Origin of the sequence: Saccharopolyspora antimicrobica (assembly GCF_003635025.1) — a bacterium.
GTDB classification, from domain to species: Bacteria; Actinomycetota; Actinomycetes; order Mycobacteriales; family Pseudonocardiaceae; genus Saccharopolyspora; species Saccharopolyspora antimicrobica.
Map to the genome: position 1 here is coordinate 3,885,609 of NZ_RBXX01000002.1, position 20,294 is coordinate 3,905,902.

The following is a 20,294-nucleotide window of genomic DNA, read 5'->3' on the forward strand; positions in this document are numbered from 1 at the left end:
CACTTAGAACTTCCTCGTTTCGTCGGTGATTGGTTCCACTGCCATCAGGGGCAGGAAGGCTTGCGCCTGCTCGCCCTCGTCGACGGCGCAGCCCGCTGCTTCGACCCAGGCGTGGGCCCCGAACGGGGCGGCGCGCACGCCGACCTTCCACGTCGGCCAGCAACCGCGCACCCGGCACAGCAGCGCGGTGGCGATCGAGCGGGGCAGGCATCCCTTGCCGGCGCAGGTCGTGCTGACCGCGATGACAGCGGATCTCGCGGCGCTGGCCTGGGCGTAGGTGGCAGGCGGTGCGCCGCGCCGGGCGAAGGCCAGGACGTGCCGGATCCGCCGCGGGGACAGGTGCGCCATCGGCAGGGCGATCGCCACCGCGACCCGCGCGGCCACCCGGGTGCGCAGCGGCGGCCGGTCCGCCGCGAACAGCGTTTCCGGCGTGCTCATCGCCGCACCACCAGGCCCGCCCGCAGGAGTTCCTCGATGACGGCGCGGACATCGCTCACGGCCTGCTCCTGGTCCCCGTCCGCCTCCGGGAGCAGAGCGCGCGCGATGGCCGGCTCCGTCGCGCCGTCCAGACTCATCCGCAGCGTGCGGAGGCCGCTCTCGTTCAAATGCCAGTACTGGCCGGATCTTTCGTCCAGCAGCACGCCGCTGCCGTCCTCGGCGTCGGTCAGCGACACGTGGTCGCGCAGCCGGATCGTCATGGCTTGGCCTCCGTGGTGACGAGCTGCTCCTGATCGCGTAGCCACCGTTCGGTGCTGGCGGTGGTGGAGATGGCGTACGGGGTGAACATCCGCATCTGGAAACCGCTGCAGATCTCCCGCAGCACCCGGGGATCGATCAGCCCGAGCCGGCCGAGCCGCGAATCCTCGCACAACGCCACCAACTTCTCCGCGTTGGTGCGCAGACCGGCGTGCTCCACATTGGACCCTTCGGCCTTGGTCGACCGCGCCAGGCACCGATCCGGCACGATCCCGCGCATCGCGGCCACCAGCAGCGGCTTGTACGCCCACGGCGTGCGGCGTTCGTGCGCGCGAGCGGTCATGCACGCGTGCAGCACGGCGTCGTCCAGGTACGGGGAGTTCAGGCGGATGCCTTCGGCGGCGTAGAGCGGGCTGGCCGCGCGCACCAGGCTCGCGCACAGCTGGACTCCCAGGACGGTGTGGTGGGCGGTCCAGTTGTGCCCGCGCTGCTGCGTGCGCTCTGCTTCTTCCAGCAGCAGCTCCCGGGCGAGCCCGACCGCCTCCGGCGTGGCCCACGGCGGCAGTTGCACGAGGTTCGAGGCGCCCTCGTCGTCCAGCGGCGAGGCGATGATGCTGCGGGCGCGCCGGGCCAGCCACTCGGGGTAGGCCTCGCGCCGCTCGCGCGCGTACATGGCGATGTCGCGCCACCGCCAGTGCTCCAGCGCGCGGTAGGCCCGCAGGTACCGCAACCCGGCCAGAGGACTGCGGCGCAGCAGCTCGAAGACGCCGGTGGCGCCACCCATCAGGGTTTCGTCGCCGCCGTCGCCGGTGAGGTGCATCTGCGATCCTGCCGCGGCGAGGCGGGCCGCCATCGCGCGGTACATCGGGCGGTCCTCCACCCCGGGAAACGGCTCCTCGGTCGGCGGCAGCGGTTCGAGCACGTCGCTGTAGTGCGCCGGGATGTCGGTGAAGGGGATGGTGATCCGCCGCAGGCCGGGGAGGTGCTCGGCGGCCAGGTCCGCCCACTGCGGGTCGTCGTCACCGACGTCGGCGGCGAGCTTGGTCAGCGCGGTCAGCGGCCGCCCGTCCCGGGCGGCGAGGAAGCACAGCGTCGTCGAGTCCAGGCCGCCGGACAGGTCCGCGGTCACGGTCGGCCCGGAGGTCACCCGGGTCCGGACCGAATCGACGAGCGCCGTGCGGAGCGCCTCGGCGGCCTTGTGCAGTGGCTGGTCGTCCGGCGGCGGCTGCCACCGGCGCCGGGATCGAGCGCGCCCGTCCGGGGTGAGGAGCAGGCAGGAATCCTCGTCGACGGCGTGCACGTCCTGCCACAGCGGCGCGTTCATGGTGTGCAGCGGAATCTCGGAGAGCAGGAAGCGCAGCACCAGCCGCCGCCTGTCGAGCTCGGCGTTCGACAGCGCGGCCAGCACGTCCGCGCGGGTCGCCGCGACGGTGACTCCGCCTATTTCGGCGTGCACGACGCGGCGCAGCCCGGACAGGCTGCCCTGGATCCGGACCACGCCGTCGACCGAAGCGATCAGGTGGAAGCAACCGGCGAACGACAGTTCGTCCAGCGCGACGGCATCCGTTGTCCGCTCCGCTATTCGCGACAGCCGCTGCGGAGTGACCGAAGCCGGTCCGAGAATGGCGATCGACGTCCGGCCCGCCGATTCGGTCCGGAGATCGGTCGATTCCCATTCCCCGACGAGCCACGGCCTGCCCGAAGGATGATTCACCCGCTGTGTTATCGGGTCGAGAGCGGCGACCGCCGCGGCGGCGGCTGGATGGTCGGGAAGTGCGACCAGCCATTCACGTGAATGACTCGATTTCATCGGTGAAGCTGTCTCCCCGGTTCGGATGGATGGCACCGCAGTGGCGCGGGCGTTCTTGCGAGTCGACTCGCGCCACTGCGGTGTTCACCTGCGGTCAGAGCAGGACGTGGCGCGGACGCCGGCGATGGGCCTTGTCCTTCCTGGACGGCCGGCTGTGCATCGTCAGCCGCTCGAACGCCCCGAGCTTCTGCAGCTTCGGCTTGGAGTACATGTGCGCACCTCCTTCCCGGGTACGAGAGTCGAATGGAGCGTTGTTTGTGCGCAGCGCTGCACGACGTCGTGCAGCCATCACATTAATTGGCCTCGACCAAAATGGACAACATTCCCGGGAAGAATGTCCACCGATGGAGCAGCGCATTCATGGGGATCGTTTCATGAATGTTTATTCGAATTTCGCCGCGCGGGTGGGCGGTCTGTTCGGATCGGTCGACCGCTTTGTGGAATATGCCGGGAGAAAGTGGTTGGCGCGATGAAACAATTGCGCCTCCGTTGAAGATGGAATTGTTTCCGCGTGCGGTGCGGGCGTGGCCGCACCGCCCGCGGCGGCCGCTCAGAGGTGCGGCAGGAGTGCTTCGATGCGGTGCCGGGGCAGGTCGATCAGGCGCAGGTCCAGGTCGTCCAGCACCGGGGCGAGCGCGGCGATGCGCTCCTTGGCCGCGCGCTTGGTGAGCTCCGGGTCGACGTGCGCGATCAGGCCTTCGCGCCAGACGTTGCCGAGCTTGCCGTGCGCCCGCTGCAGCAGGTACCCGGCCGCCGAGTCCGGTTCCACCAGCTCGGCCACCACGACGGCGTGCTTGGCGTCCGGCGTGCTGCGGTGGAAGCGCAGCCGGTACTTCGCCGCGACCAGTTCGGACAGCGCGCGCTGGGCGCGTTCGCTGGTGATGTCCGGGTGGTTGTTGCCGACCACGAACCCGACCCGGTCGGCGTTGGCGGCCAGCAGCATGCGCAGCAGCCACGGCCCCGGGTCCGCGCGCAGGTCGTACACCGACGGCTGCCGCCGGGCCGGCCGCGTCCAGCCGGGATCGTGCAGCGTGGTGACCGGGCTGCCCAGGCGTTCGCCGATCGCGGCGAGGAATTCCGGCGGTGCAGCGGCTTCCCGCGCCTCCACGGACTGCGGGCCGTGCGTGTAGATGCCGGGCGCCTGGCGCAGCGCGAGCTTGCGGGTGTGCGCGGTCGGCTGGCACACGTACAGGTCGCTGGCGCTGCCGATGGCCTGCGCACCGAAGTAGCGGTGGAACTGCGGCAGGATCGCCTCGAACACCATGCCCAGCCGCAGCAGCTCCTGCTGCACCTTGTGCCCCAGCGCGGGCGTCCGCGGGCTGTAGCCGTAGGCGACGAGCAGCCTGCTCTGCGGCCCGGCCAGGCATTCGGCGGCGCGGGTGGCGAACAGGCCGATGCCCTCCGGGGTGTAGGGCGGGTCGGTGAACACCAGGTCGGCCCAGCCCTCCAGCACCGGCGGCAACCCGAAGCGCAGGTCGGCGTGCAACGTGCGGACGCCGAAACCGCGCTCGGCCGACACCGCGTCGATGTGCTGCAGGATCCGCTCGTCGACGTCCACGACGGTCACCGACACCGACGGCGCCACCAGGCCCAGCGCCAGCGAGGTCAGGTCGTGGTCGCCGAGGCAGAGCACGTTGGCCCCGCTCAGGTCGTAGTTGTCGCGCAGCCATTCCGCGCGGCGCAGCGCGGTTTCCGGGGTGGCGGTGACGTGGTCGAGCGCGGCTGCGGGCTTCGGCCCGCTCTCGATGAACTCGCGCATCAGCGCCAGCTGCCCGGCCGCCGCGGGTGCCGCGCCCAGCTCGTCCAGCGCGAAGCGCTCCCGGTAGCGGTCGCGGGCCTGCGGGGCGAGCCGGTGGGCGCTGCCGGTGGTCTCCAGGTCGGGGCCGATCGCGGCGAGCACGTCCTCGACGGTCCGCCGCGTCACCGCGGTGCGGCGGATCAGCTCGTCGAGCTCGACGGGATCGCCCGTGAGCTGCGCGAGGACCTCGCGCAGGCGGCGCGCGAGCACACCGGCGTCGGTGAGCAGTGCCTGCACGGCGTCGGTAGGACCTGGAGTGGCATGCGGAGCAGTCATGGGGTGAATCAGCTTACGTGGCCCGCTCCGGGCCTGCGCTCCCACCAGGCGGAACAAGATCACGCGTAGGTATCGGCGATCGCAGGATGCGTCCGATCGAGCTAGGGTCGGCCGGGTTTGAGGGGGACCGCGACTAGGGGGTGTTGCCAGTGGTCGTTTTGCTGGGCGGTGCGGGTGGCGGAACCTCAGCGCCCGCCTGGACTGCGGGATCCCCTCCTTATGTATGTCCAATACGCGGCGTCGGGGCTGTCCTCGCCAGACGAACGCTGAGAACCCGCGGCGGTGCGAGTGGCGAGCCTGCTCACCGAGAAGAGCAAGCGGCTCACGCTGCTTACGGAACGGACCGAAACGTGAGGGGGCTCGCTTGATCGAGTTCCAGGCCGTGCGCAAGGAGTACCAGAACGGCACCGTCGCCGTCCACGAGCTCAGCCTGTCGGTGCGGGCAGGCACCATCACCGTGCTGGTGGGTCCTTCCGGTTGCGGGAAGACCACGTTGATGCGGATGGTGAACCGGATGATCGAGCCGTCGTCGGGCAAGGTGCTCGTCGGTGGCACCGACGTGCGCGAGCGCGACCCGGCGGAGCTGCGCCGCGGCATCGGCTACGTGATCCAGCAGGCGGGGCTGTTCCCGCACCGCACCGTGCTGGACAACATCGCGACCGTGCCGCTGCTGCACGGCCGCAGCAAGCAGGAGGCCCGGCAGCGCGCCGGTGAGCTGCTGGAACTGGTCGGGTTGCAGCCGGAGCTGGCCAAGCGCTACCCGGCGCAGCTCTCCGGTGGTCAGCAGCAGCGCGTCGGGGTGGCCAGGGCGCTTGCCGCCGACCCGCCGGTGCTGCTGATGGACGAGCCGTTCAGTGCCGTCGACCCGGTGGTGCGCGAGGGTCTGCAGGACGAGCTGCTGCGGTTGCAGGACGAGCTGGACAAGACGGTCCTGTTCGTCACCCACGACATCGACGAGGCCATCAAGCTCGGGGAGAAGGTCGCGGTGCTGCGGCAGGGCGGCCACCTCGCCCAGTACGCCGAGCCCGACGACCTGCTGGCCGAACCGGCCGACGACTTCGTGACCGCCTTCGTCGGCCGCGACCGCGGCTACCGCCGACTGTCCTTCGTGGACTCCGACAGCCTGAGCCCGCAGCCGGTGGACACCGTCGAGCTCGGCAGCCGGGTGGACCGGCAGCAGCAGTGGCGGCTGGCGCTCGACGACGCGGGCCGACCGCGCGGCTGGCTGCCGCCGGAGACCGAAGTGGACGGTCCGCTGAGCGAAGAGCGGCTCGTGGCAGGAGGTTCCCTGTACTCGCGGGGCGCTCCGCTGCGCGGTGCGCTGGACGCCGCGCTGTCGGCGCCGACCGGACTGGGCGTGGTGGTCGACGGCGACGGCGGGTACGTCGGCGTGGTCACCGCCGAGCACGTGCTCGGCGTGATCGAACGGCACCGCCGCCCCGAGGGGCTGCCGTGATCGATTACTTCGGCAGCCCGAGCAACCGCGAGCTGGTGCTCGAACAGCTCACCGAGCACATCTACTTGGCCCTGCTGCCGCTGCTGCTCGGCGTGCTGCTGGCGCTGCCGCTGGGACGGCTGGCGCAGCGGGTGCGCTGGCTGCGCGGCGCGTTGCAGGGCACCGCGAACGTCGTCTACACGATCCCGTCGCTGGCGCTGTTCGTGATCATCCCCGGGCTGCTGGGCACGCCGCTGCTGTCGTCGGTCAACGTGGTCATCGCGCTGACGCTCTACACCGCGGCGCTGCTGGTCGGCCCGGTCAAGGACGCGCTCGACTCGGTGCCGGTGCACGTCGTCGCCGCCGCCACCGCGCTGGGCTACCGGCCCGCCCGGCGGTTCCTCACCGTGGAGCTGCCGCTGTCGGTGCCGGTGCTGGCCGCCGCCGTGCGGGTGGCCTCGGTCAGCAACATCAGCATGGTCAGCGTCGGCGCGCTGGTCGGCATCGGTGGGCTGGGCAGGCTGTTCACCGACGGATTCCAGCGCGACTACCCGGAGCAGATCGTCATCGGCATCGTGCTGACGCTGCTGCTGGCGCTGGTGGTGGACCTGCTGCTGGTGCTGCTGTGGCGGCTGGCCACGCCGTGGGCGCGAGCGGGGGTGAGCGCGGCGTGATCGGCGAGCTGATCGCCTGGCTGGCCGACCCGGCGCACTGGACCGGGCCGGGCGGGATCCTGGCGCAAACGCTGCTGCACCTCTACTACTGCGTGGTGTCGGTGGCGGCGGCCTCGCTGGTGGCCGTCCCGCTGGGCGTCTACATCGGACACACCGGGCGGGGTGCGGTGCTGGTGGTCGGCGTCGGCAACGCGATGCGCGCGCTGCCCACCCTGGGCCTGGTGACGCTGCTGGTGCTGGGCTTCGGGCTCGGTGAGCTGCCCGCGCTGGCCGGACTGGTGATCCTGGCGATCCCGTCCATCCTGTCCGGCACCTACGCCGGGATCCGCAGCGCTCCGGCCGACGCGGTGGACGCCGCTCGCGGCATGGGCATGACCGCCGCGCAGCGGCTGTGGCAGGTGGAGCTGCCGACCGCGCTGCCGCTGGTGCTCGGCGGGGTGCGCAGCGCGATGCTGCAGGTGGTGGCCACCGCGGCCGTCGCCGCCTACGTCGGGCTCGGCGGGCTGGGGCGGATCCTGCTGGACGGCTTGAAGATCAGTGACTACGCACAGATGGCTTCGGCCGCGATCGTGATCGCGGTCCTTGCGGTGCTGCTCGACCTGGTGCTGGCCGGTGCGACCCGGCTGCTGGTGCCGCGCGGTCTGCAGCTGGCCGCCCGACGAGGAGGTAAGGACTGATGAAGCGGTTGCTGGTGTGCGCTGCCGCGGCGGCGCTGCTGCTGACCGGCTGCGGATCGCAGGACCCGTTGGCGGCCAGCGGGAACCAGGGCGGGACGCTGGTGGTCGGCTCGGCGGACTTCGCCGAGAGCGAGCTGCTGATGCACATCTACGCGGAGGCGCTGAAGACCACCGGCGCCGACGTGCAGACCAAACCACGCATCGGCGCCCGCGAGTTCTACGTGAACGCGGTGCGCAACGGGGAGCTCTCGGTGGTGCCCGACTACACCGGGAACCTGCTGGCGTACCTGGACCCGCAGGCCACCGCGACCGAGTCGCAGCAGGTCTACGACCAGCTCGCGAAGACCGTGCCCGGCGAGATGGAGCTGCTGGCGCAGTCCCCGGCGGAGGACTCCGACGTGCTGACCGTCACCGCCGCCACCGCGGACGGCGGGCTGCGCTCGATGGCCGACCTCGGGCCGCGCTGCGGTGAGCTGGTGCTGGGCGCTCCGGCGGAGTGGAAGTCGCGCTGGGAGGCCAAGATCGCCGAGGACTACGGCTGCAAGTTCAAGGAGATCCGCCCGGTCGAGGCGGGCACCATCACGGTGAACGCGCTGACCGACGGGCAGATCCAGGTGGCGAACCTGTTCACCACGTCCTCGCAGATCGTGGAGAAGAACCTGGTGAAGCTGGAAGACCCGAAGAACATGTTCCCGGCGCAGAACGTGGTCCCCCTGGTGCACAAGGGAAAGCTGACCCCGGACCAGGCTGCGGCGCTGGACAAGGTGTCGCAGGCGCTGACCACCGAGAAGCTGACGGACCTGAACCGCCGCCTGGAAGTGGACAAGGCCAACCCGGCGGACCTGGCCAAGGAGTTCATCGCCACCGCGGGCCTGTAACCCCGAGCCCCGAAGGGCGCCCCCACCACGTGGAGGCGCCCTTCGGGCGTTTCCGGGGGTCATCGCTGGTGATACCGAACGAGTGGTGGTGAACCTCCGCGATTTCAATTGAAATCGCGGAGGTTCACCGCTACGTGAACGGTGGTGGTGATGCCGTCAGGTGGTGCGGCCGCTGATGCGGGTGGTGAGTTCGGCCGCCGTGCGGTGGACCTGGGCTGCCAGGTCGGGCCAGGTCTCGGCGCACGGGCCTTCGCAGAGGTGGCGGAAGGTCACGCTGATCGCCGCGATCGGGCGGCCGCCGTGGTCGAACACCGGGCTCGCCACCGAGGCGAAACCCGCCGTGACGAAGCCGTCCTCGACGGTCCAGCCGAGACGCAGCTCGGCGGCGAGCAGGCGGCGCAGCTCGGGGAGGTTGCGGGGCCCGCGGTCGGTGCGGCGGACGAAGCGCTCGTTGGAGGGCAGCAGCGCGCGCACCTGCGCCGCGGGCAGGTGCGCCAGCATCGCGCGGCCGGACGCGGTCAGCTGGGCGGGCAGGCGCACGCCCACGTCGGTCACCAGCGTCTGCGGCTGCGACGGGCGCTCCTTGATCAGGTACAGCGATTCGCCGCCGTGCAGGACGCCCAGGTGCGCGGTGGCGCCGACCTCGTCGACCAGGCGGCGCAGCAGCGGCCCGGCCAGCCGCTCCAGCGGGTCGTGGCGGAGGTAGGCGGAGCCGAGCTCGAAGGCCGCCATGCCCAGGCCGTAGCGGCGCTCCTCGGGCAGGTGGGTGACGAATCCGGCCGCCACCAGCTCGGCCAGCAGGTGGTAGGTGGTGGATCGCGGCAGCTCCAGGTCGCGGGCGATGACGCCGGCCGACACCGGCCCGGCCCGCCCCGCCAGCAGCCGCAGGACGGCCAGGCCCCGCCGCAGCGCGGGCACGTCGCTGCTGCTCACGGCACCTCCTCGAACGCGTCGGGCTGTCTGGGATCCCAGACATTGTCACTCTATCCGGGCTTCTGCGAAACGCCTCCGGGCGCTGGTATGGAGGCATGGAAGACAACGCGCTGAACCTCGGCCCGGAACCGCTCGGCCGCGACCAGGTCATCTCGGTCGCCCGCGGTGGGGCCCGGGTGGTGCTGACCCAGCTCGCCGAGCAGGGCATCGCCACCACCCGCAAGCACGTCGAGGCGCTGGCCGCCGAACAGCGCCCGGTATACGGGGTCTCCACCGGGTTCGGCGCGCTGGCCGTCCGGCACATCCCGGCGGACCGGCGCGCAGCGCTCCAGCAGGCCTTCGTGCGCTCGCACGCCGCGGGCACCGGCCCGGCGGTGGAACCGGAGGTGGTGCGCGCGCAGATGCTGCTGCGCCTGCACACCGTCGCCACCGGTCGCACCGGGGTCCGCCCGGCGACCGCGCACGCGCTGACCTCGATGATCAACGCCGGCATCGTGCCGGTGGTGCACGAGTTCGGCTCGCTGGGCTGCTCCGGCGACCTCGCGCCGCTGGCCGCGGTGGCGCTGGCGCTCACCGGTGAGGGCGAGGTCTTCGACGCCGAGGGCGTCCGGCGCCCGGCCGCCGAGGCGCTGGCCGCGGCCGGGATCGAGCCGGTGACGCTGGTGGAGAAGGAAGGCCTGGCGCTGACCAACGGCACCGACGGCATGCTCGGCATGCTGGTGCTCGCGGCGCACGACATCAAGGCCCTGCTGGACGTGGCGGACGTGACCGCGGCGATGAGCGTCGAGGCGCTGCTGGGCACCGACCGGGTCTTCGCCGCCGATCTGCAGCGGCTGCGCCCGCACCCGGGGCAGGCGGTGTCGGCGGCGCGGATCTCCGCGCTGCTGGCCGGATCGCCGATCGTGGCCAGCCACCGCGGCCCGAACTGCACGCGCGTGCAGGACGCGTACTCGCTGCGCTGCTCCCCGCAGGTGCACGGCGCGGCGCGCGACACCGTCGCCCACGCCGAGGCGGTCGCCGACTGCGAGCTGGCCGCGGCCATCGACAACCCGGTGGTGCTCGACGACGGGCGCGTGGAGTCCAACGGCAACTTCCACGGCGCCCCGCTGGCCTACGTGCTGGACTTCCTGGCCATCCCGCTGGCGGACGTGGCCAGCATGGCCGAGCGCCGCACCGACCGGATGCTCGACGTGGCCCGCTCGCACGGGCTGCCCGCGTTCCTGGCCGACGACCCGGGCGTGGACTCCGGGCACATGATCGCGCACTACACCCAGGCCGGCCTGGTCTCCGAGCTCAAGCGCCTCGCGGTGCCCGCCTCGGTGGACTCGATCCCGACCAGCGCGATGCAGGAGGACCACGTGTCGATGGGCTGGTCGGCGGCCCGCAAGCTCCGCCGCGGCATCGACGCGATGGTCAGCGTGCTGGCCGTCGAGCTGCTCACCGCCGCCCGCGCCCTCGACCTGCGCGCCCCGCTGGAGCCCGGCCCGGCCACGGCCGCGGTGCGGGACCTGCTGCGCACCCGCGTGCCCGGCCCGGGCTCCGACCGGCACATCGCGCCGGAGATCACCGCGGCCGAAGAACTGATCCGCTCCGGCGCGGTGCGCGACACCGTCGCCGAGTTCCTATGACCCGGAGGGTTGTCATGAGCCAGGCCCGACCCGTGCGCGCTGCGCGCGGCACGACGCTGACCGCGCGCAGCTGGAGCACCGAAGCGCCGCTGCGGATGCTGCAGAACAACCTCGATCCGGAGGTCGCCGAGCGGCCCGATGACCTGGTCGTCTACGGCGGCACCGGCAAGGCGGCCCGCAACTGGGCGTCCTTCGACGCGATGGTGCGCGAGCTGACCGACCTGCGCGAGGACGAGACGCTGCTGGTGCAGTCCGGCAAGCCGGTCGGCGTGCTGCAGACCCACGAGTGGGCGCCGCGGGTGCTGATCGCCAACTCCAACCTGGTCGGCGACTGGGCGAACTGGACCGAGTTCCGCCGCCTCGACGCGCTCGGCCTGATGATGTACGGGCAGATGACCGCAGGCTCGTGGATCTACATCGGCACGCAGGGCATCCTGCAGGGCACCTACGAGACGTTCGGCGCGGTGGCCGCCAAGCGCTTCGGCGGCACCCTGGCGGGCACCCTGACGCTCACCGCCGGGCTCGGCGGCATGGGCGGCGCGCAGCCGCTGGCGGTGACCATGAACGACGGCGTGGCGCTGGTCGTGGAGTGCGACCCGGAGCGGGCGCACCGCCGCGTCCGGCACAACTACCTGGACGAGGTGGCCGCGGACCTCGACGACGCGATCGCCAAGGCCGTTGCGGCGAAGGAACAGCGGCGCGCGTACTCGGTCGCGGTGATCGGCAACGCGGCCGAGGTGCTGCCGGAGATCCTGCGCCGCGGCGTGCCGGTGGACATCGTCACCGACCAGACCTCCGCGCACGACCCGCTGTCCTACCTGCCGCTGGGCGTGGCGCTGGAGGACTGGGCCGACTACGCCGCGGCCAAGCCCGAGGAGTTCACCGAGCGGGCGCGCGAGTCGATGGCCAAGCACGTGGAGGCGATGGTCGGCTTCCTCGACGCGGGCGCGGAGGTGTTCGACTACGGCAACTCGCTGCGCGGTGAGGCGCAGCTCGCCGGCTACGAGCGGGCGTTCGCCTACCCGGGCTTCGTGCCCGCCTACATCCGGCCGCTGTTCTGCGAGGGCAAGGGCCCGTTCCGGTGGGCGGCGCTGTCCGGCGATCCGGCCGACATCGCGGCGACCGACCGGGCGATCCTGGAGCTGTTCGGCGAGGACGAGCACCTGTCCCGGTGGATCCGGATGGCCGGGGAGCGGGTGTCGTTCCAGGGCCTGCCGGCGCGGATCTGCTGGCTCGGCTACGGCGAGCGCGCGGCGGCCGGGGAGCGGTTCAACGAGATGGTGGCCTCCGGCGAGCTCAAGGCGCCGCTGGTGCTGGGCCGCGACCACCTGGACTGCGGCTCGGTGGCCTCGCCGTACCGGGAGACCGAGGCGATGGCCGACGGCTCGGACGCGGTCGCCGACTGGCCGCTGCTGAACGCGCTGGTCAACACGGCTTCCGGCGCGACGTGGGTGTCGCTGCACCACGGCGGCGGCGTCGGCATGGGGCGTTCGCTGCACGCCGGTCAGGTCACCGTCGCCGACGGCACCGAGCTCGCTGGGCGCAAGCTGGCGCGGGTGCTGACCAACGACCCGGGCATGGGCGTGATCCGCCACGTCGACGCGGGTTACCCGCGCGCGGAGGAGGTCGCGGCGGAACGCGGCGTCCGCACGCCGCTGGTGTGATGCGGTGCGGCCCCGGCGGGGATGTGGCGGTCTCGCCCGTCTCCGCGGGGCCGCTTCGGCGGTTTCACGCGAAATCGCGCACGACACCGGCCTTCGCCGGGTTCGACAGGAGTTCTGCCCCGGGCCGGTCGGGAACCGGGGGACCGCGTTCAGGAAGGGGTCGAGGTGGTTTCACCTGGTGCGTTGTTGGCGGCGATTGACGGGGTCGGTGCGGACCGGCGGCGGGGCGGGTTCTCGCGGCACGTCTTCGACGACGCCGAGCGGCAGCTGCGCGAGTGGTTCGTCGAGCAGGCCGAGCTGCGGGGCCTGCAGGTCACCACCGACCGCAACGCCAACATCTGGGCGTGGTGGGGCGAACCCGGCGACGACGCGGTCGTGACCGGCAGCCACCTGGACTCGGTGCCCGGTGGCGGTGCCTTCGACGGGCCGCTGGGCGTGGTCAGCGCGCTGAGCGCCGTGGACCTGTTGCAGGAGAAGGGTTTCCGGCCGCGGCGACCGCTGGCGGTGGTGGTGTTCGCGGAGGAGGAAGGCGGCCGGTTCGGCGTTCCGTGCCTCGGTTCGCGGCTGCTGGCCGGGACCATCGACGCCGACCGGGCCCGCGCGCTGCGCGATCCGAGCGGCGTGACCTTCGCCGAGGCGATGAGCGCCGCGGGCGCCGACCCGTCCAGGGTGGGGCGCGACGAGGAAGCGCTGCGGCGCATCGGGCAGTTCGTCGAGCTGCACGTGGAGCAGGGGCGCGGGCTGATCGACCTGGACCGGCCGATCGCGGTGGCCTCCTCGATCCTGTCGCACGGCAGGTGGCGCTTCCGGTTCAGCGGCCAGGGCAACCACGCGGGCGCCACCCTGCTGGCCGACCGGCGCGACCCGATGCTGCCCGCCGCGGAGCTGGTGGTGGCCGCCCGCCGGGCAGCCGGATCGGTCGCCGACGGCCGGGCGACGGTGGGCAGGCTGGTGCCGACACCGGGCGGGACCAACGTGATCGCCTCCACTGTGGACGTGTGGTTGGACGCGCGGTCGCCGCAGGACGCCGGCACCCGCTCGATGGTGGCGGACCTGACCGGTGCGGCGCGGGAACTCGCCGCCGCCGAGGGCTGCGAGGTGGAGGTCGTCGAGGAGTCCTACGGCGACACGGTGCACTTCGACCCGGCCTTCCGCGACCAGCTCAGCGGACTGCTGGACGGCGCACCGGTGCTGGCCACGGGTGCCGGGCACGACGCGGGCGTCCTCGCCGCCGAGGTCCCGACCGCGATGCTGTTCGTGCGCAACCCGACCGGCATCAGCCACGCCCCGGAGGAGCACGCCGAGGACGACGACTGCACCGAAGGTGCGCATGCGCTCGCGCGCGTCCTGGAACACCTGGACCATTGATTCCTGACTCGGTTCGGGTAGCGGAACCTCAGATGTCCCCTGGCTGATCCCGTTCGTACACGGCGAACGGGCTCTCGCCAGGAAGCGTCTGAGAGCCAGATGCGAGTGCGGGTTGCGTGCTCGCGGCAGCTGATGACGTTCGTGGTCGTAGGCGTCGCGGCTGCGGACCAAGAGAGAGTCTGGTGGGTGAGTGATGACGACGTACTGGTGCGAATGGGCCTGGCTGCCGCAGGGCCCGCAGCCGGGTGTGCGGTTCGAGGTGGAGCACGGCCGGATCACCGCGGTGGCCGTCGACGTCCCGGCGGGAGGTGCCGTGCAGCTGCCGGGAATGGTGCTGCCGGGGCTCGCCAACGCCCACTCGCACGCCTTTCACCGGGCGCTGCGCGGCTGGCACACCGGCGCACGCGGCACCTTCTGGACCTGGCGCGAGCAGATGTACCAGGTCGCGGCGGCGCTGGAGCCGGACAGCTACTACCGGCTCGCGCGCGGGGTGTACGCGGAGATGGCGCTGGCCGGGATCACCTGCGTCGGAGAGTTCCACTACCTGCACCACGCCGCGGGCGGCACCCGCTACGCCGAGGCGAACGCGATGGGCGAAGCGCTGGCGCAGGCCGCGCGGGACGTGGGAATCCGGCTGACGCTGCTGGATACCTGTTATCTGGCAGGCGGTTTCGGCCGTGATCTCGAAGGCGTGCAGCTCCGGTTCTCCGACGGGGACGCGGCGAGCTGGGTGTCCCGAGTGGACGAGTTCACAGTGGACGAACGGATTCGCCTCGGCGCCGCGGTGCACTCGGTGCGTGCGGTGCCGGACGCGGCGATCCCGGAAGTCGCCGGCTGGGCGCACGGCAGGCCGTTGCACGTCCACCTCTCCGAGCAGCGCGCGGAGAACGAAGCGTGCCTGGCCGCGCACGGCTGCACGCCGACGCAGCTGCTGGAGTCCCACGGCGCGCTCGGCCCGGACACCACCGCCGTGCACGCCACCCACCTGAGCGCGGGTGACGTGGCGCTGCTCGGCGGCAGCGGCACCGGGGTGTGCCTGTGCCTGACCACCGAAGCCGATCTGGCCGACGGCATCGGCCCGGCCCCGCAGCTGCGGGTCGCCGGGAGCCCGCTGTCGATCGGCAGCGACGGGCACTCGGTGATCGACCCGTTCGCCGAGGTCCAGGCGATCGAGTCCTACCAGCGGCTGGCCACCGAGACCCGCGGCCACTTCGCCGCCGGGGACCTGCTCGACGCGGCCGCCGAAGCCGGCCACCGCTCCCTCGGCTGGACCGACGCCGGTCGGCTGGAAGTGGGAGCCCGCGCCGACTTCGTCGCGATCGACCTCGGCTCGACGCGCCTGGCCGGTGCCGCACCCGAAGCCGTCCCGGCGGTCGCGCGGGCCGATGACGTGCGAGAAGTGATCGCCGACGGGGAGCGCATCGTGCACGACCGGGCGCACCGCGCCGTCGACACCGCTCGGGAGCTGCGCGACGCGATCGCCGACCTGCGAGTACTAGGAGCGAGGATCAGCTAGCGATGGCAACCACTGTTATTACCGGAATCGGTGAGCTGACCACCAACGACGACGCGCTCGGCACGCTCGCCGACGCCGCCCTGGTCCTGGACGGCGACCGCGTCGCCTGGGTGGGCACGGCGGCGAACGCGCCCGACGCCGACGAGCGGATCGACGTGGCGGGCCGCGCCGTCCTGCCCGGCTGGGTCGACAGCCACACCCACCTGATCTTCGCCGGGGACCGCACCGCGGAGTTCGCCGCCCGCATGGCGGGCCGGCCCTACCAGGCGGGCGGCATCGCGGTGACCGTGGACGCCACCCGCGCGGCCACCGACGAGGAGCTGGCCGCGAACCTGCGCGCCCACCTCGACGAAGCCGCGGCCCAGGGCACCACCTGCGCGGAGACCAAGACCGGCTACGGCCTGACGGTGGCCGACGAACTGCGCTCGGCGAAACTGGCCGCCGCCGAAGCCGACGAGGTGACCTTCCTCGGCGCGCACCTGGTGCCGCCGGGCACCGACGCGGACAGCTACGTGGACCTGGTGTGCGGGGAGATGCTCGACGCGGTGGCCCCGCACGTGGGCTGGTGCGACGTCTTCTGCGAGCACGGCGCGTTCGACGCCGAGCAGTCCCGGCGGGTGCTGGAGGCGGCCAAGGCGCGCGGCCTGGGGCTGCGCGTCCACGGCAACCAGCTCCGGCAGGGACCGGGTGTGCAGCTGGCCGTCGAGCTCGGCGCGGCGAGCGTGGACCACTGCACCTACCTCAGCGAGTCCGATGTGGACGCGCTGGCGGGTTCGGAGACGGTCGCGACGTTGCTGCCCGCGTGCGACCTGTCGACCCGCCAACCGCTGCCGGACGCCCGAGCGCTGCTCGAAGCGGGCGCGACGGTGGCCCTGGCCTCCAACTGCAACCCGGGCTCGTCCTACACCTCCTCCATGGCCTACTGCGTGACCACGGCGGTCCTGCAGATGCGGATGACCGTGGAAGAAGCAGTCCGCGCGGCGACCCTGGGTGGCGCGAAAGCGCTGCGCCGCGACTCCGGCGAAGGCGCGGTCGGCGTGCTGCGCGAAGGCGCCCGCGCGGACGTGCACGTCCTGGACGCGCCGAGCACGACCTGGCTCGCCTACCGCCCCGGCGTGCCGCTCACCCACGCCGTCTGGCGCAAGGGGCGGCGAATCCGCTGATCAGAGCTGGTGGGTGACAGAAAGGTTCCCATGCTCGCACGGCCGATCCGGAGGCGTCAGGACCGATTCCGCGCCGGTGCGGCGATCAGGGGCCAGCACGCCAGGGCGCCGAGGAAGAGGGGGAGCAGCGCCGTTCCGACCACTCCGTCCAGTTGCCGAACCCACTCCACCGCATCGGTGGTCGGCCGGTTGTTGGCGACCAGCGGAACGCGCCACCAGGCCAGCGGGAGCACGTAGACCGCCTGGCTCACCGCCGCGAGCGCCAGCGCGACCCGCGCGCTCCGGGTCCGCAGCGCGAGGTCGACCGCGTGGTCCGGGCTGAAGGATCGCGTTGCGGAACACCACAGCACCACGGCGGCGGCCAGCAGGATGATCGCGGTCGCCAGCAGCGGGACGGTGATCGGGATTTCGGGTCTGGTCGCCCGCTCGAGGGGCGAGGTATCGGCTTCGGTGAGGACGGACGTCGCGAGCTGCTGCGCCGACAAGTCCAAGATCCCGGTGACGACCGCGGCCAGCAGCAGGAAACCGCACAGCACCAGGCCCCACTTCGGAACGAGCGCGAACAGCGGTCGCCGGACGGTCGGGATGTGCTTGCTCATCGGCAGCGCCAGCAGCTCGGCGAGCGCCGCCGCGAGCAGGACCGCCACCGGGATCGAGGTGAGCCGGTACTGGTCGGTCCCGGTCGCCAGATGAGTGATCCACATCGTCGCGGGGACGAGGAGTGGGTAGCAGGCCCACCGCATCCGCCGGTAGTGCAGGGCCGTCCTGACCTGGGTTTCCGGCGGTTCGGGCACGCCCCACTTCGTCAGCAGCTTGCGCGCGCCCCGGCGGTCGAACCAGAAGATGGCGGCCAGCGCCAGGATCACCGGCACGTGGGCCAGTGCGATCTTGAACGCGGACGACAGGTTCAACGTGCTCCTCCGGGTCGGTGGCGGCCTCGGTGAGGGTAGTGATCGACCCGGCTTCGCGGGTCCGCATCGGGTGATCTCGTGCCGCGGTGGCGAGAACTTCCGGGAGTTCCTTGACTTCAAGTTATGTCGAGGTTCGAGGCTGATCTCACCTACGGCGGACGGAGTCGGAAATGCGTGCGGTGGAAGTGACCCGGTTCGGTGGACCGGAAGTGCTGTCGGTGGTCGAGGCGGCCGCTCCGGAACCGGGCCCGGCACAGGTGGTGGTGCGGATGTCCGCAGTGGACGTCCTCTTCCTCGACACCCAGCTGCGCGGCGGTTGGGGCGAGGACTTCTTCGGGTTCGAGCCGCCGTACGTGCCCGGTGACGGTGTGGCCGGTGAAGTGGTGGCGTTCGGGGCGGACGTTGATCCGTCCTGGCTGGGGCGGACCGTCGTCGCCGGCACCGGGAACAGCGGCACCTACGCCGAACTCGTGGCGGTGGACGAAGCAGCGCTGATCGCCGTTCCGGACGGGTTGACGGCGCACGAAGCGGCATCGCTGCTGCACGACGGAGCCACCGCGGTGTGGTTGGCCGAAGCCGCCAGCATCCGGCCCGGGGACCGCGTCCTGGTCACGACGGCGGTCGGCGGAGCCGGATCGCTGCTGGTGCAGCTGGCGCGCGCCGCCGGCGCCCAGGTGGTCGGCCTGGCGCGGGGCGAGGTGAAGCTGGAACTGGTGCGCTCGTTCGGCGCGGACGCGGTCGACTACACCGACGCCGACTGGGTGGAGCAGGTGCGCGAGTTGGCCGGTGGCGGCGTCGACGTGGTGCTCGACGGTGCAGGCGGCCGGACCGGCAGCGATGCGTTCGGAGCGGTCAACGACGGTGCCCGGGTCTTCACCTACGGCGCGCCCGGCGGCGATTTCGCCGAGTACGACGAGGTGGAGGCGAAGCGGCGCGAGCTGACCGTGGTCGGGCTGCTCGACGAGCAGCCCGACGCCGAAGGGCTGCGGGCGATGGCAGCGCGCGCCCTGGCGGAAGCCGCGGCCGGGCGGATCAAGCCGACCATCGGCCGGACGTTCCCGCTGGAGCGCGCGGCGGACGCACACGCCTCCGTCGAGGCCCGCACCTCGCCGGGCCGGACGCTCCTGGTCGCCTGACCGGCGCGAAGTGCCTGTTCAGGTGTGGTGCGTGACAGGAAAGTTCCCATGCTCGCAGCCGGTCGCCGGTGACAGGAAAGTTCCCATGCTCGCGCGAGCGGGCGTGCGGACGGCAGGGAGTTTCCCGGCTCGGAGCAGCGGGCCGCCGGTGACAGAAAGGTTCCCTTCCTCGCATCGTCGGCCTCGCCGATGACAGGAAAATTCCCATGCTCGCGGCTCCGCTCAGCTGGCTCCGGGGGCGTGCTCCAGGCAGCAACGGACGAAGTCCTGGACGACCGGGTTGGCGTCGTCGGCCGGTGCCCAGGCGACGCCGACCCGGCTAGGCCCGACGCCGGTGACCGGTCGGTAGGTGACGCCGGGGCGGGCGTAGAAGCGGGCGGAGGACTCCGGGGCGAGCGCGACGCCGTAGCCGTTGGCGATCGCGCTGAGCCAGGCGTCGGGCTGGTCGGTGACAGCGCCGATGCGGGCCGGGTGGCCGCCGCGTTCTTCCACGGCCAGCCAGTGGTCCCGCCACCAGCCGGTCTCCTCGGGAGCCGCCACGAACGGTTCGTCGCGCAGCTCGTCGAACGCGATCTCCTCGCGCGCGGCGAGCGGATGCGTCGAAGGCAGCGCCACCCAGCGGGGTTCGGTGAGCAGGACCGCCACCCGCAGCGCCTCCTGGCCCGGGAACGGCAGCCGCAGCAGGGCCACGTCGACGTCCCCGTCGGCGAGCCCGGCGGTCGGGTTCGACCACGACGCCTGCTGCATGTCGACCCGCCAGCCGGGGCGGAGCCGGCCGAACGCCGCGACGATCTGCTGGGTCGCCTCGTTGGCCGCGCTGGCCAGGAAGCCCACCCGCAGGACCCGCGCTTCCCGGCTGGCCGAGCTCCGCGTTTCCCGCAGCGCCTCGTCCCAGCCGGAAAGCAATCCGGGCACCCGCGCGGCCAGGGTGCGGCCGGGCCCGGTGAGGGCCATGCCGGTGCGGGAGCGCGTGAACAGCTGGACGCCGAGCAGCGCCTCCAGCTGCTTGACCTGCTTGGTCAGCGCGGGTTGGGAGACGAACAGGAGCTCGGCGGCGCGGGTCAGGCTGCCCGCTTCCGCCACTGCGGCGAAGTAGCGCAGCAGCCGCGTGTCGACGTCCATGCCACCAGGTTATAGATGCAGGTATTGGACGCAAACGGCGTCGGTGGCGAGGCTGGGGGAGTCAGCTGCTGCGGAGGAGGGATCCAGTGCTCACCGCCTACTTGATCGTCACGTCGATCACGATCCTGTTCAACGCCGGGATCGCCGCCGCCGATCTGGCCCGGGCGAAGTTCGTCCTGGCCAACTCGGCGGCCGTGCAAGTGCCCGCGTCGTGGCTCCCGATGCTCGGATCGCTCAAAGCCGCCGGGGCGATCGGCCTCCTGGTCGGGCTGATGGGCGTCCGGTTCATCGGCATCGCCGCGGCGATCGGGCTCGTCCTGTTCTACGTCGGCGCGGTCATCGCCCACGTGCGCGCCCGCCAGTACGCCACGCTCACGGCTCCCGGGCTCTTCCTGGGCTTCGCCGCCGCGACGCTCGCCCTCGGCCTCGGCACGTGAACGCCGGCTCGCGCGCGCGTAAGCACAATCCGGTCCGTTGACAGCTGGACGGACCGGACAATTTCGATCACGTTTTTGTCCGGACGCGACAATGGGCGGGTCTCCCGGCTCGGCCATCCTCGGAGTGGAACGCCGGTGTCGATGCACGGGAGGGCTGGTCATGGTCGGCGAT

The 20,294-nt window shown here is 72.2% G+C and carries 20 protein-coding genes; 12 read left to right on the top strand and 8 right to left on the bottom strand.

Features of this window, described 5'->3' with window-relative positions; all coding sequences use genetic code 11:
• Positions 1 to 3: 3 nt before the first annotated feature.
• The 4 genes from ATL45_RS18940 to ATL45_RS18955 form a co-directional block, all read right to left on the bottom strand.
• Positions 4 to 438 carry a lasso peptide biosynthesis B2 protein gene (locus ATL45_RS18940; protein ID WP_093157913.1) on the bottom strand — a complete coding sequence of 145 codons (435 nt, stop codon included), beginning with the start codon at positions 436 to 438 and terminating at the stop codon, positions 4 to 6.
• Positions 435 to 698, bottom strand: coding sequence for a lasso peptide biosynthesis PqqD family chaperone (locus tag ATL45_RS18945; protein ID WP_093157911.1), 264 nt, complete (start codon positions 696 to 698; stop codon positions 435 to 437). Before ATL45_RS18945 ends, ATL45_RS18940 begins: the two co-directional genes overlap by 4 nt.
• Positions 695 to 2,410 carry an asparagine synthase-related protein gene (locus tag ATL45_RS18950; RefSeq protein WP_246025429.1) on the bottom strand — a complete coding sequence of 572 codons (1,716 nt, stop codon included), beginning with the start codon at positions 2,408 to 2,410 and terminating at the stop codon, positions 695 to 697. Before ATL45_RS18950 ends, ATL45_RS18945 begins: the two co-directional genes overlap by 4 nt.
• 190 nt (positions 2,411 to 2,600) lie before the next feature.
• Positions 2,601 to 2,717 carry a lasso RiPP family leader peptide-containing protein gene (locus ATL45_RS18955; protein ID WP_121505364.1) on the bottom strand — a complete coding sequence of 39 codons (117 nt, stop codon included), beginning with the start codon at positions 2,715 to 2,717 and terminating at the stop codon, positions 2,601 to 2,603.
• Positions 2,718 to 2,850: 133 nt separating this feature from the next.
• On the opposite strand from ATL45_RS18955, the gene ATL45_RS40035 reads away from it, so the two are divergent.
• Positions 2,851 to 2,979: a hypothetical protein gene (locus tag ATL45_RS40035; RefSeq protein ID WP_256258574.1), complete on the top strand. Its 129-nt coding sequence runs from the start codon at positions 2,851 to 2,853 to the stop codon at positions 2,977 to 2,979.
• Positions 2,980 to 3,056: 77 nt separating this feature from the next.
• On the opposite strand, the gene ATL45_RS18960 is transcribed toward ATL45_RS40035, so the two are convergent.
• Positions 3,057 to 4,580, bottom strand: a complete 1,524-nt coding sequence (locus ATL45_RS18960) for a bis-aminopropyl spermidine synthase family protein (protein WP_093157909.1) — start codon at positions 4,578 to 4,580, stop codon at positions 3,057 to 3,059.
• Between the two features lie 364 nt (positions 4,581 to 4,944).
• Here ATL45_RS18960 and ATL45_RS18965 point away from each other — a divergent pair, with 364 nt between their 5' ends.
• From ATL45_RS18965 to ATL45_RS18980, 4 genes are read left to right on the top strand one after another with little or no spacing between them, the layout of a single operon-like run.
• Positions 4,945 to 6,036, top strand: a complete 1,092-nt coding sequence (locus ATL45_RS18965) for an ABC transporter ATP-binding protein (protein ID WP_093157908.1) — start codon at positions 4,945 to 4,947, stop codon at positions 6,034 to 6,036.
• Positions 6,033 to 6,689, top strand: a complete 657-nt coding sequence (locus ATL45_RS18970; RefSeq protein ID WP_093157906.1) for an ABC transporter permease — start codon at positions 6,033 to 6,035, stop codon at positions 6,687 to 6,689. The genes ATL45_RS18965 and ATL45_RS18970 overlap by 4 nt, the downstream gene beginning before the upstream one ends.
• Positions 6,686 to 7,366 carry an ABC transporter permease gene (locus ATL45_RS18975; protein ID WP_093157978.1) on the top strand — a complete coding sequence of 227 codons (681 nt, stop codon included), beginning with the start codon at positions 6,686 to 6,688 and terminating at the stop codon, positions 7,364 to 7,366. The genes ATL45_RS18970 and ATL45_RS18975 overlap by 4 nt, the downstream gene beginning before the upstream one ends.
• Positions 7,366 to 8,244 (top strand): ABC transporter substrate-binding protein, encoded by an 879-nt coding sequence (locus ATL45_RS18980; protein ID WP_093157905.1) that lies wholly within the window; start codon positions 7,366 to 7,368, stop codon positions 8,242 to 8,244. Before ATL45_RS18975 ends, ATL45_RS18980 begins: the two co-directional genes overlap by 1 nt.
• A gap of 156 nt (positions 8,245 to 8,400) precedes the next feature.
• Here the strand turns inward: ATL45_RS18980 and ATL45_RS18985 are convergent, their stop codons facing one another.
• A complete protein-coding gene (locus ATL45_RS18985) occupies positions 8,401 to 9,177 on the bottom strand; it encodes an IclR family transcriptional regulator (protein ID WP_093157903.1) in 777 nt (258 codons plus the stop codon).
• 95 nt (positions 9,178 to 9,272) lie between these two features.
• On the opposite strand from ATL45_RS18985, the gene hutH reads away from it, so the two are divergent.
• The 5 genes from hutH (at position 9,273) to hutI (ending at position 16,516) form a co-directional block, all read left to right on the top strand.
• Complete coding sequence (gene hutH, locus ATL45_RS18990) at positions 9,273 to 10,805, top strand: histidine ammonia-lyase (protein ID WP_093157902.1); 1,533 nt, start codon at positions 9,273 to 9,275, stop codon at positions 10,803 to 10,805.
• A 14-nt stretch (positions 10,806 to 10,819) separates the two neighbouring features.
• Positions 10,820 to 12,469, top strand: a complete 1,650-nt coding sequence (gene hutU, locus ATL45_RS18995) for a urocanate hydratase (RefSeq protein WP_093157900.1) — start codon at positions 10,820 to 10,822, stop codon at positions 12,467 to 12,469.
• A gap of 183 nt (positions 12,470 to 12,652) precedes the next feature.
• Positions 12,653 to 13,837, top strand: a complete 1,185-nt coding sequence (locus ATL45_RS19000; RefSeq protein WP_439332460.1) for an allantoate amidohydrolase — start codon at positions 12,653 to 12,655, stop codon at positions 13,835 to 13,837.
• Positions 13,838 to 14,030: 193 nt separating this feature from the next.
• A complete protein-coding gene (locus ATL45_RS19005; RefSeq protein ID WP_093157897.1) occupies positions 14,031 to 15,353 on the top strand; it encodes a formimidoylglutamate deiminase in 1,323 nt (440 codons plus the stop codon).
• A 2-nt stretch (positions 15,354 to 15,355) separates the two neighbouring features.
• Entirely contained in the window at positions 15,356 to 16,516 is a 1,161-nt protein-coding gene (gene hutI, locus ATL45_RS19010) for an imidazolonepropionase (RefSeq protein ID WP_093157895.1), read from the top strand.
• A gap of 56 nt (positions 16,517 to 16,572) precedes the next feature.
• Here hutI and ATL45_RS19015 read toward each other — a convergent pair whose 3' ends face one another.
• Complete coding sequence (locus ATL45_RS19015) at positions 16,573 to 17,427, bottom strand: hypothetical protein (protein WP_093157894.1); 855 nt, start codon at positions 17,425 to 17,427, stop codon at positions 16,573 to 16,575.
• 170 nt (positions 17,428 to 17,597) lie between these two features.
• Here ATL45_RS19015 and ATL45_RS19020 point away from each other — a divergent pair, with 170 nt between their 5' ends.
• Positions 17,598 to 18,563 carry a zinc-binding dehydrogenase gene (locus ATL45_RS19020; protein ID WP_093157892.1) on the top strand — a complete coding sequence of 322 codons (966 nt, stop codon included), beginning with the start codon at positions 17,598 to 17,600 and terminating at the stop codon, positions 18,561 to 18,563.
• A 222-nt stretch (positions 18,564 to 18,785) separates the two neighbouring features.
• Here the strand turns inward: ATL45_RS19020 and ATL45_RS19025 are convergent, their stop codons facing one another.
• Positions 18,786 to 19,685: a LysR family transcriptional regulator gene (locus ATL45_RS19025; protein ID WP_093157890.1), complete on the bottom strand. Its 900-nt coding sequence runs from the start codon at positions 19,683 to 19,685 to the stop codon at positions 18,786 to 18,788.
• An 86-nt stretch (positions 19,686 to 19,771) separates the two neighbouring features.
• Here ATL45_RS19025 and ATL45_RS19030 point away from each other — a divergent pair, with 86 nt between their 5' ends.
• Entirely contained in the window at positions 19,772 to 20,122 is a 351-nt protein-coding gene (locus ATL45_RS19030) for a DoxX family protein (RefSeq protein ID WP_093157889.1), read from the top strand.
• Positions 20,123 to 20,294 lie beyond the last annotated feature (172 nt).

Excerpts from the sequence above, each read along its gene's own strand:
- hutU (WP_093157900.1), top strand. The coding sequence starts at position 10,820 with ATGAGCCAGGCCCGACCCGTGCGCGCTGCGCGCGGCACGACGCTGACC.
- ATL45_RS18940 (WP_093157913.1), bottom strand. The coding sequence starts at position 438 with ATGAGCACGCCGGAAACGCTGTTCGCGGCGGACCGGCCGCCGCTGCGC.
- hutH (WP_093157902.1), top strand. The coding sequence starts at position 9,273 with ATGGAAGACAACGCGCTGAACCTCGGCCCGGAACCGCTCGGCCGCGAC.
- ATL45_RS19025 (WP_093157890.1), bottom strand. The coding sequence starts at position 19,685 with ATGGACGTCGACACGCGGCTGCTGCGCTACTTCGCCGCAGTGGCGGAA.
- ATL45_RS19020 (WP_093157892.1), top strand. The coding sequence starts at position 17,598 with ATGCGTGCGGTGGAAGTGACCCGGTTCGGTGGACCGGAAGTGCTGTCG.
- ATL45_RS18955 (WP_121505364.1), bottom strand. The coding sequence starts at position 2,717 with ATGTACTCCAAGCCGAAGCTGCAGAAGCTCGGGGCGTTCGAGCGGCTG.
- hutI (WP_093157895.1), top strand. The coding sequence starts at position 15,356 with ATGGCAACCACTGTTATTACCGGAATCGGTGAGCTGACCACCAACGAC.
- ATL45_RS19005 (WP_093157897.1), top strand. The coding sequence starts at position 14,031 with ATGACGACGTACTGGTGCGAATGGGCCTGGCTGCCGCAGGGCCCGCAG.
- ATL45_RS18960 (WP_093157909.1), bottom strand. The coding sequence starts at position 4,580 with ATGACTGCTCCGCATGCCACTCCAGGTCCTACCGACGCCGTGCAGGCA.
- ATL45_RS40035 (WP_256258574.1), top strand. The coding sequence starts at position 2,851 with ATGGAGCAGCGCATTCATGGGGATCGTTTCATGAATGTTTATTCGAAT.
- ATL45_RS18980 (WP_093157905.1), top strand. The coding sequence starts at position 7,366 with ATGAAGCGGTTGCTGGTGTGCGCTGCCGCGGCGGCGCTGCTGCTGACC.
- ATL45_RS18945 (WP_093157911.1), bottom strand. The coding sequence starts at position 698 with ATGACGATCCGGCTGCGCGACCACGTGTCGCTGACCGACGCCGAGGAC.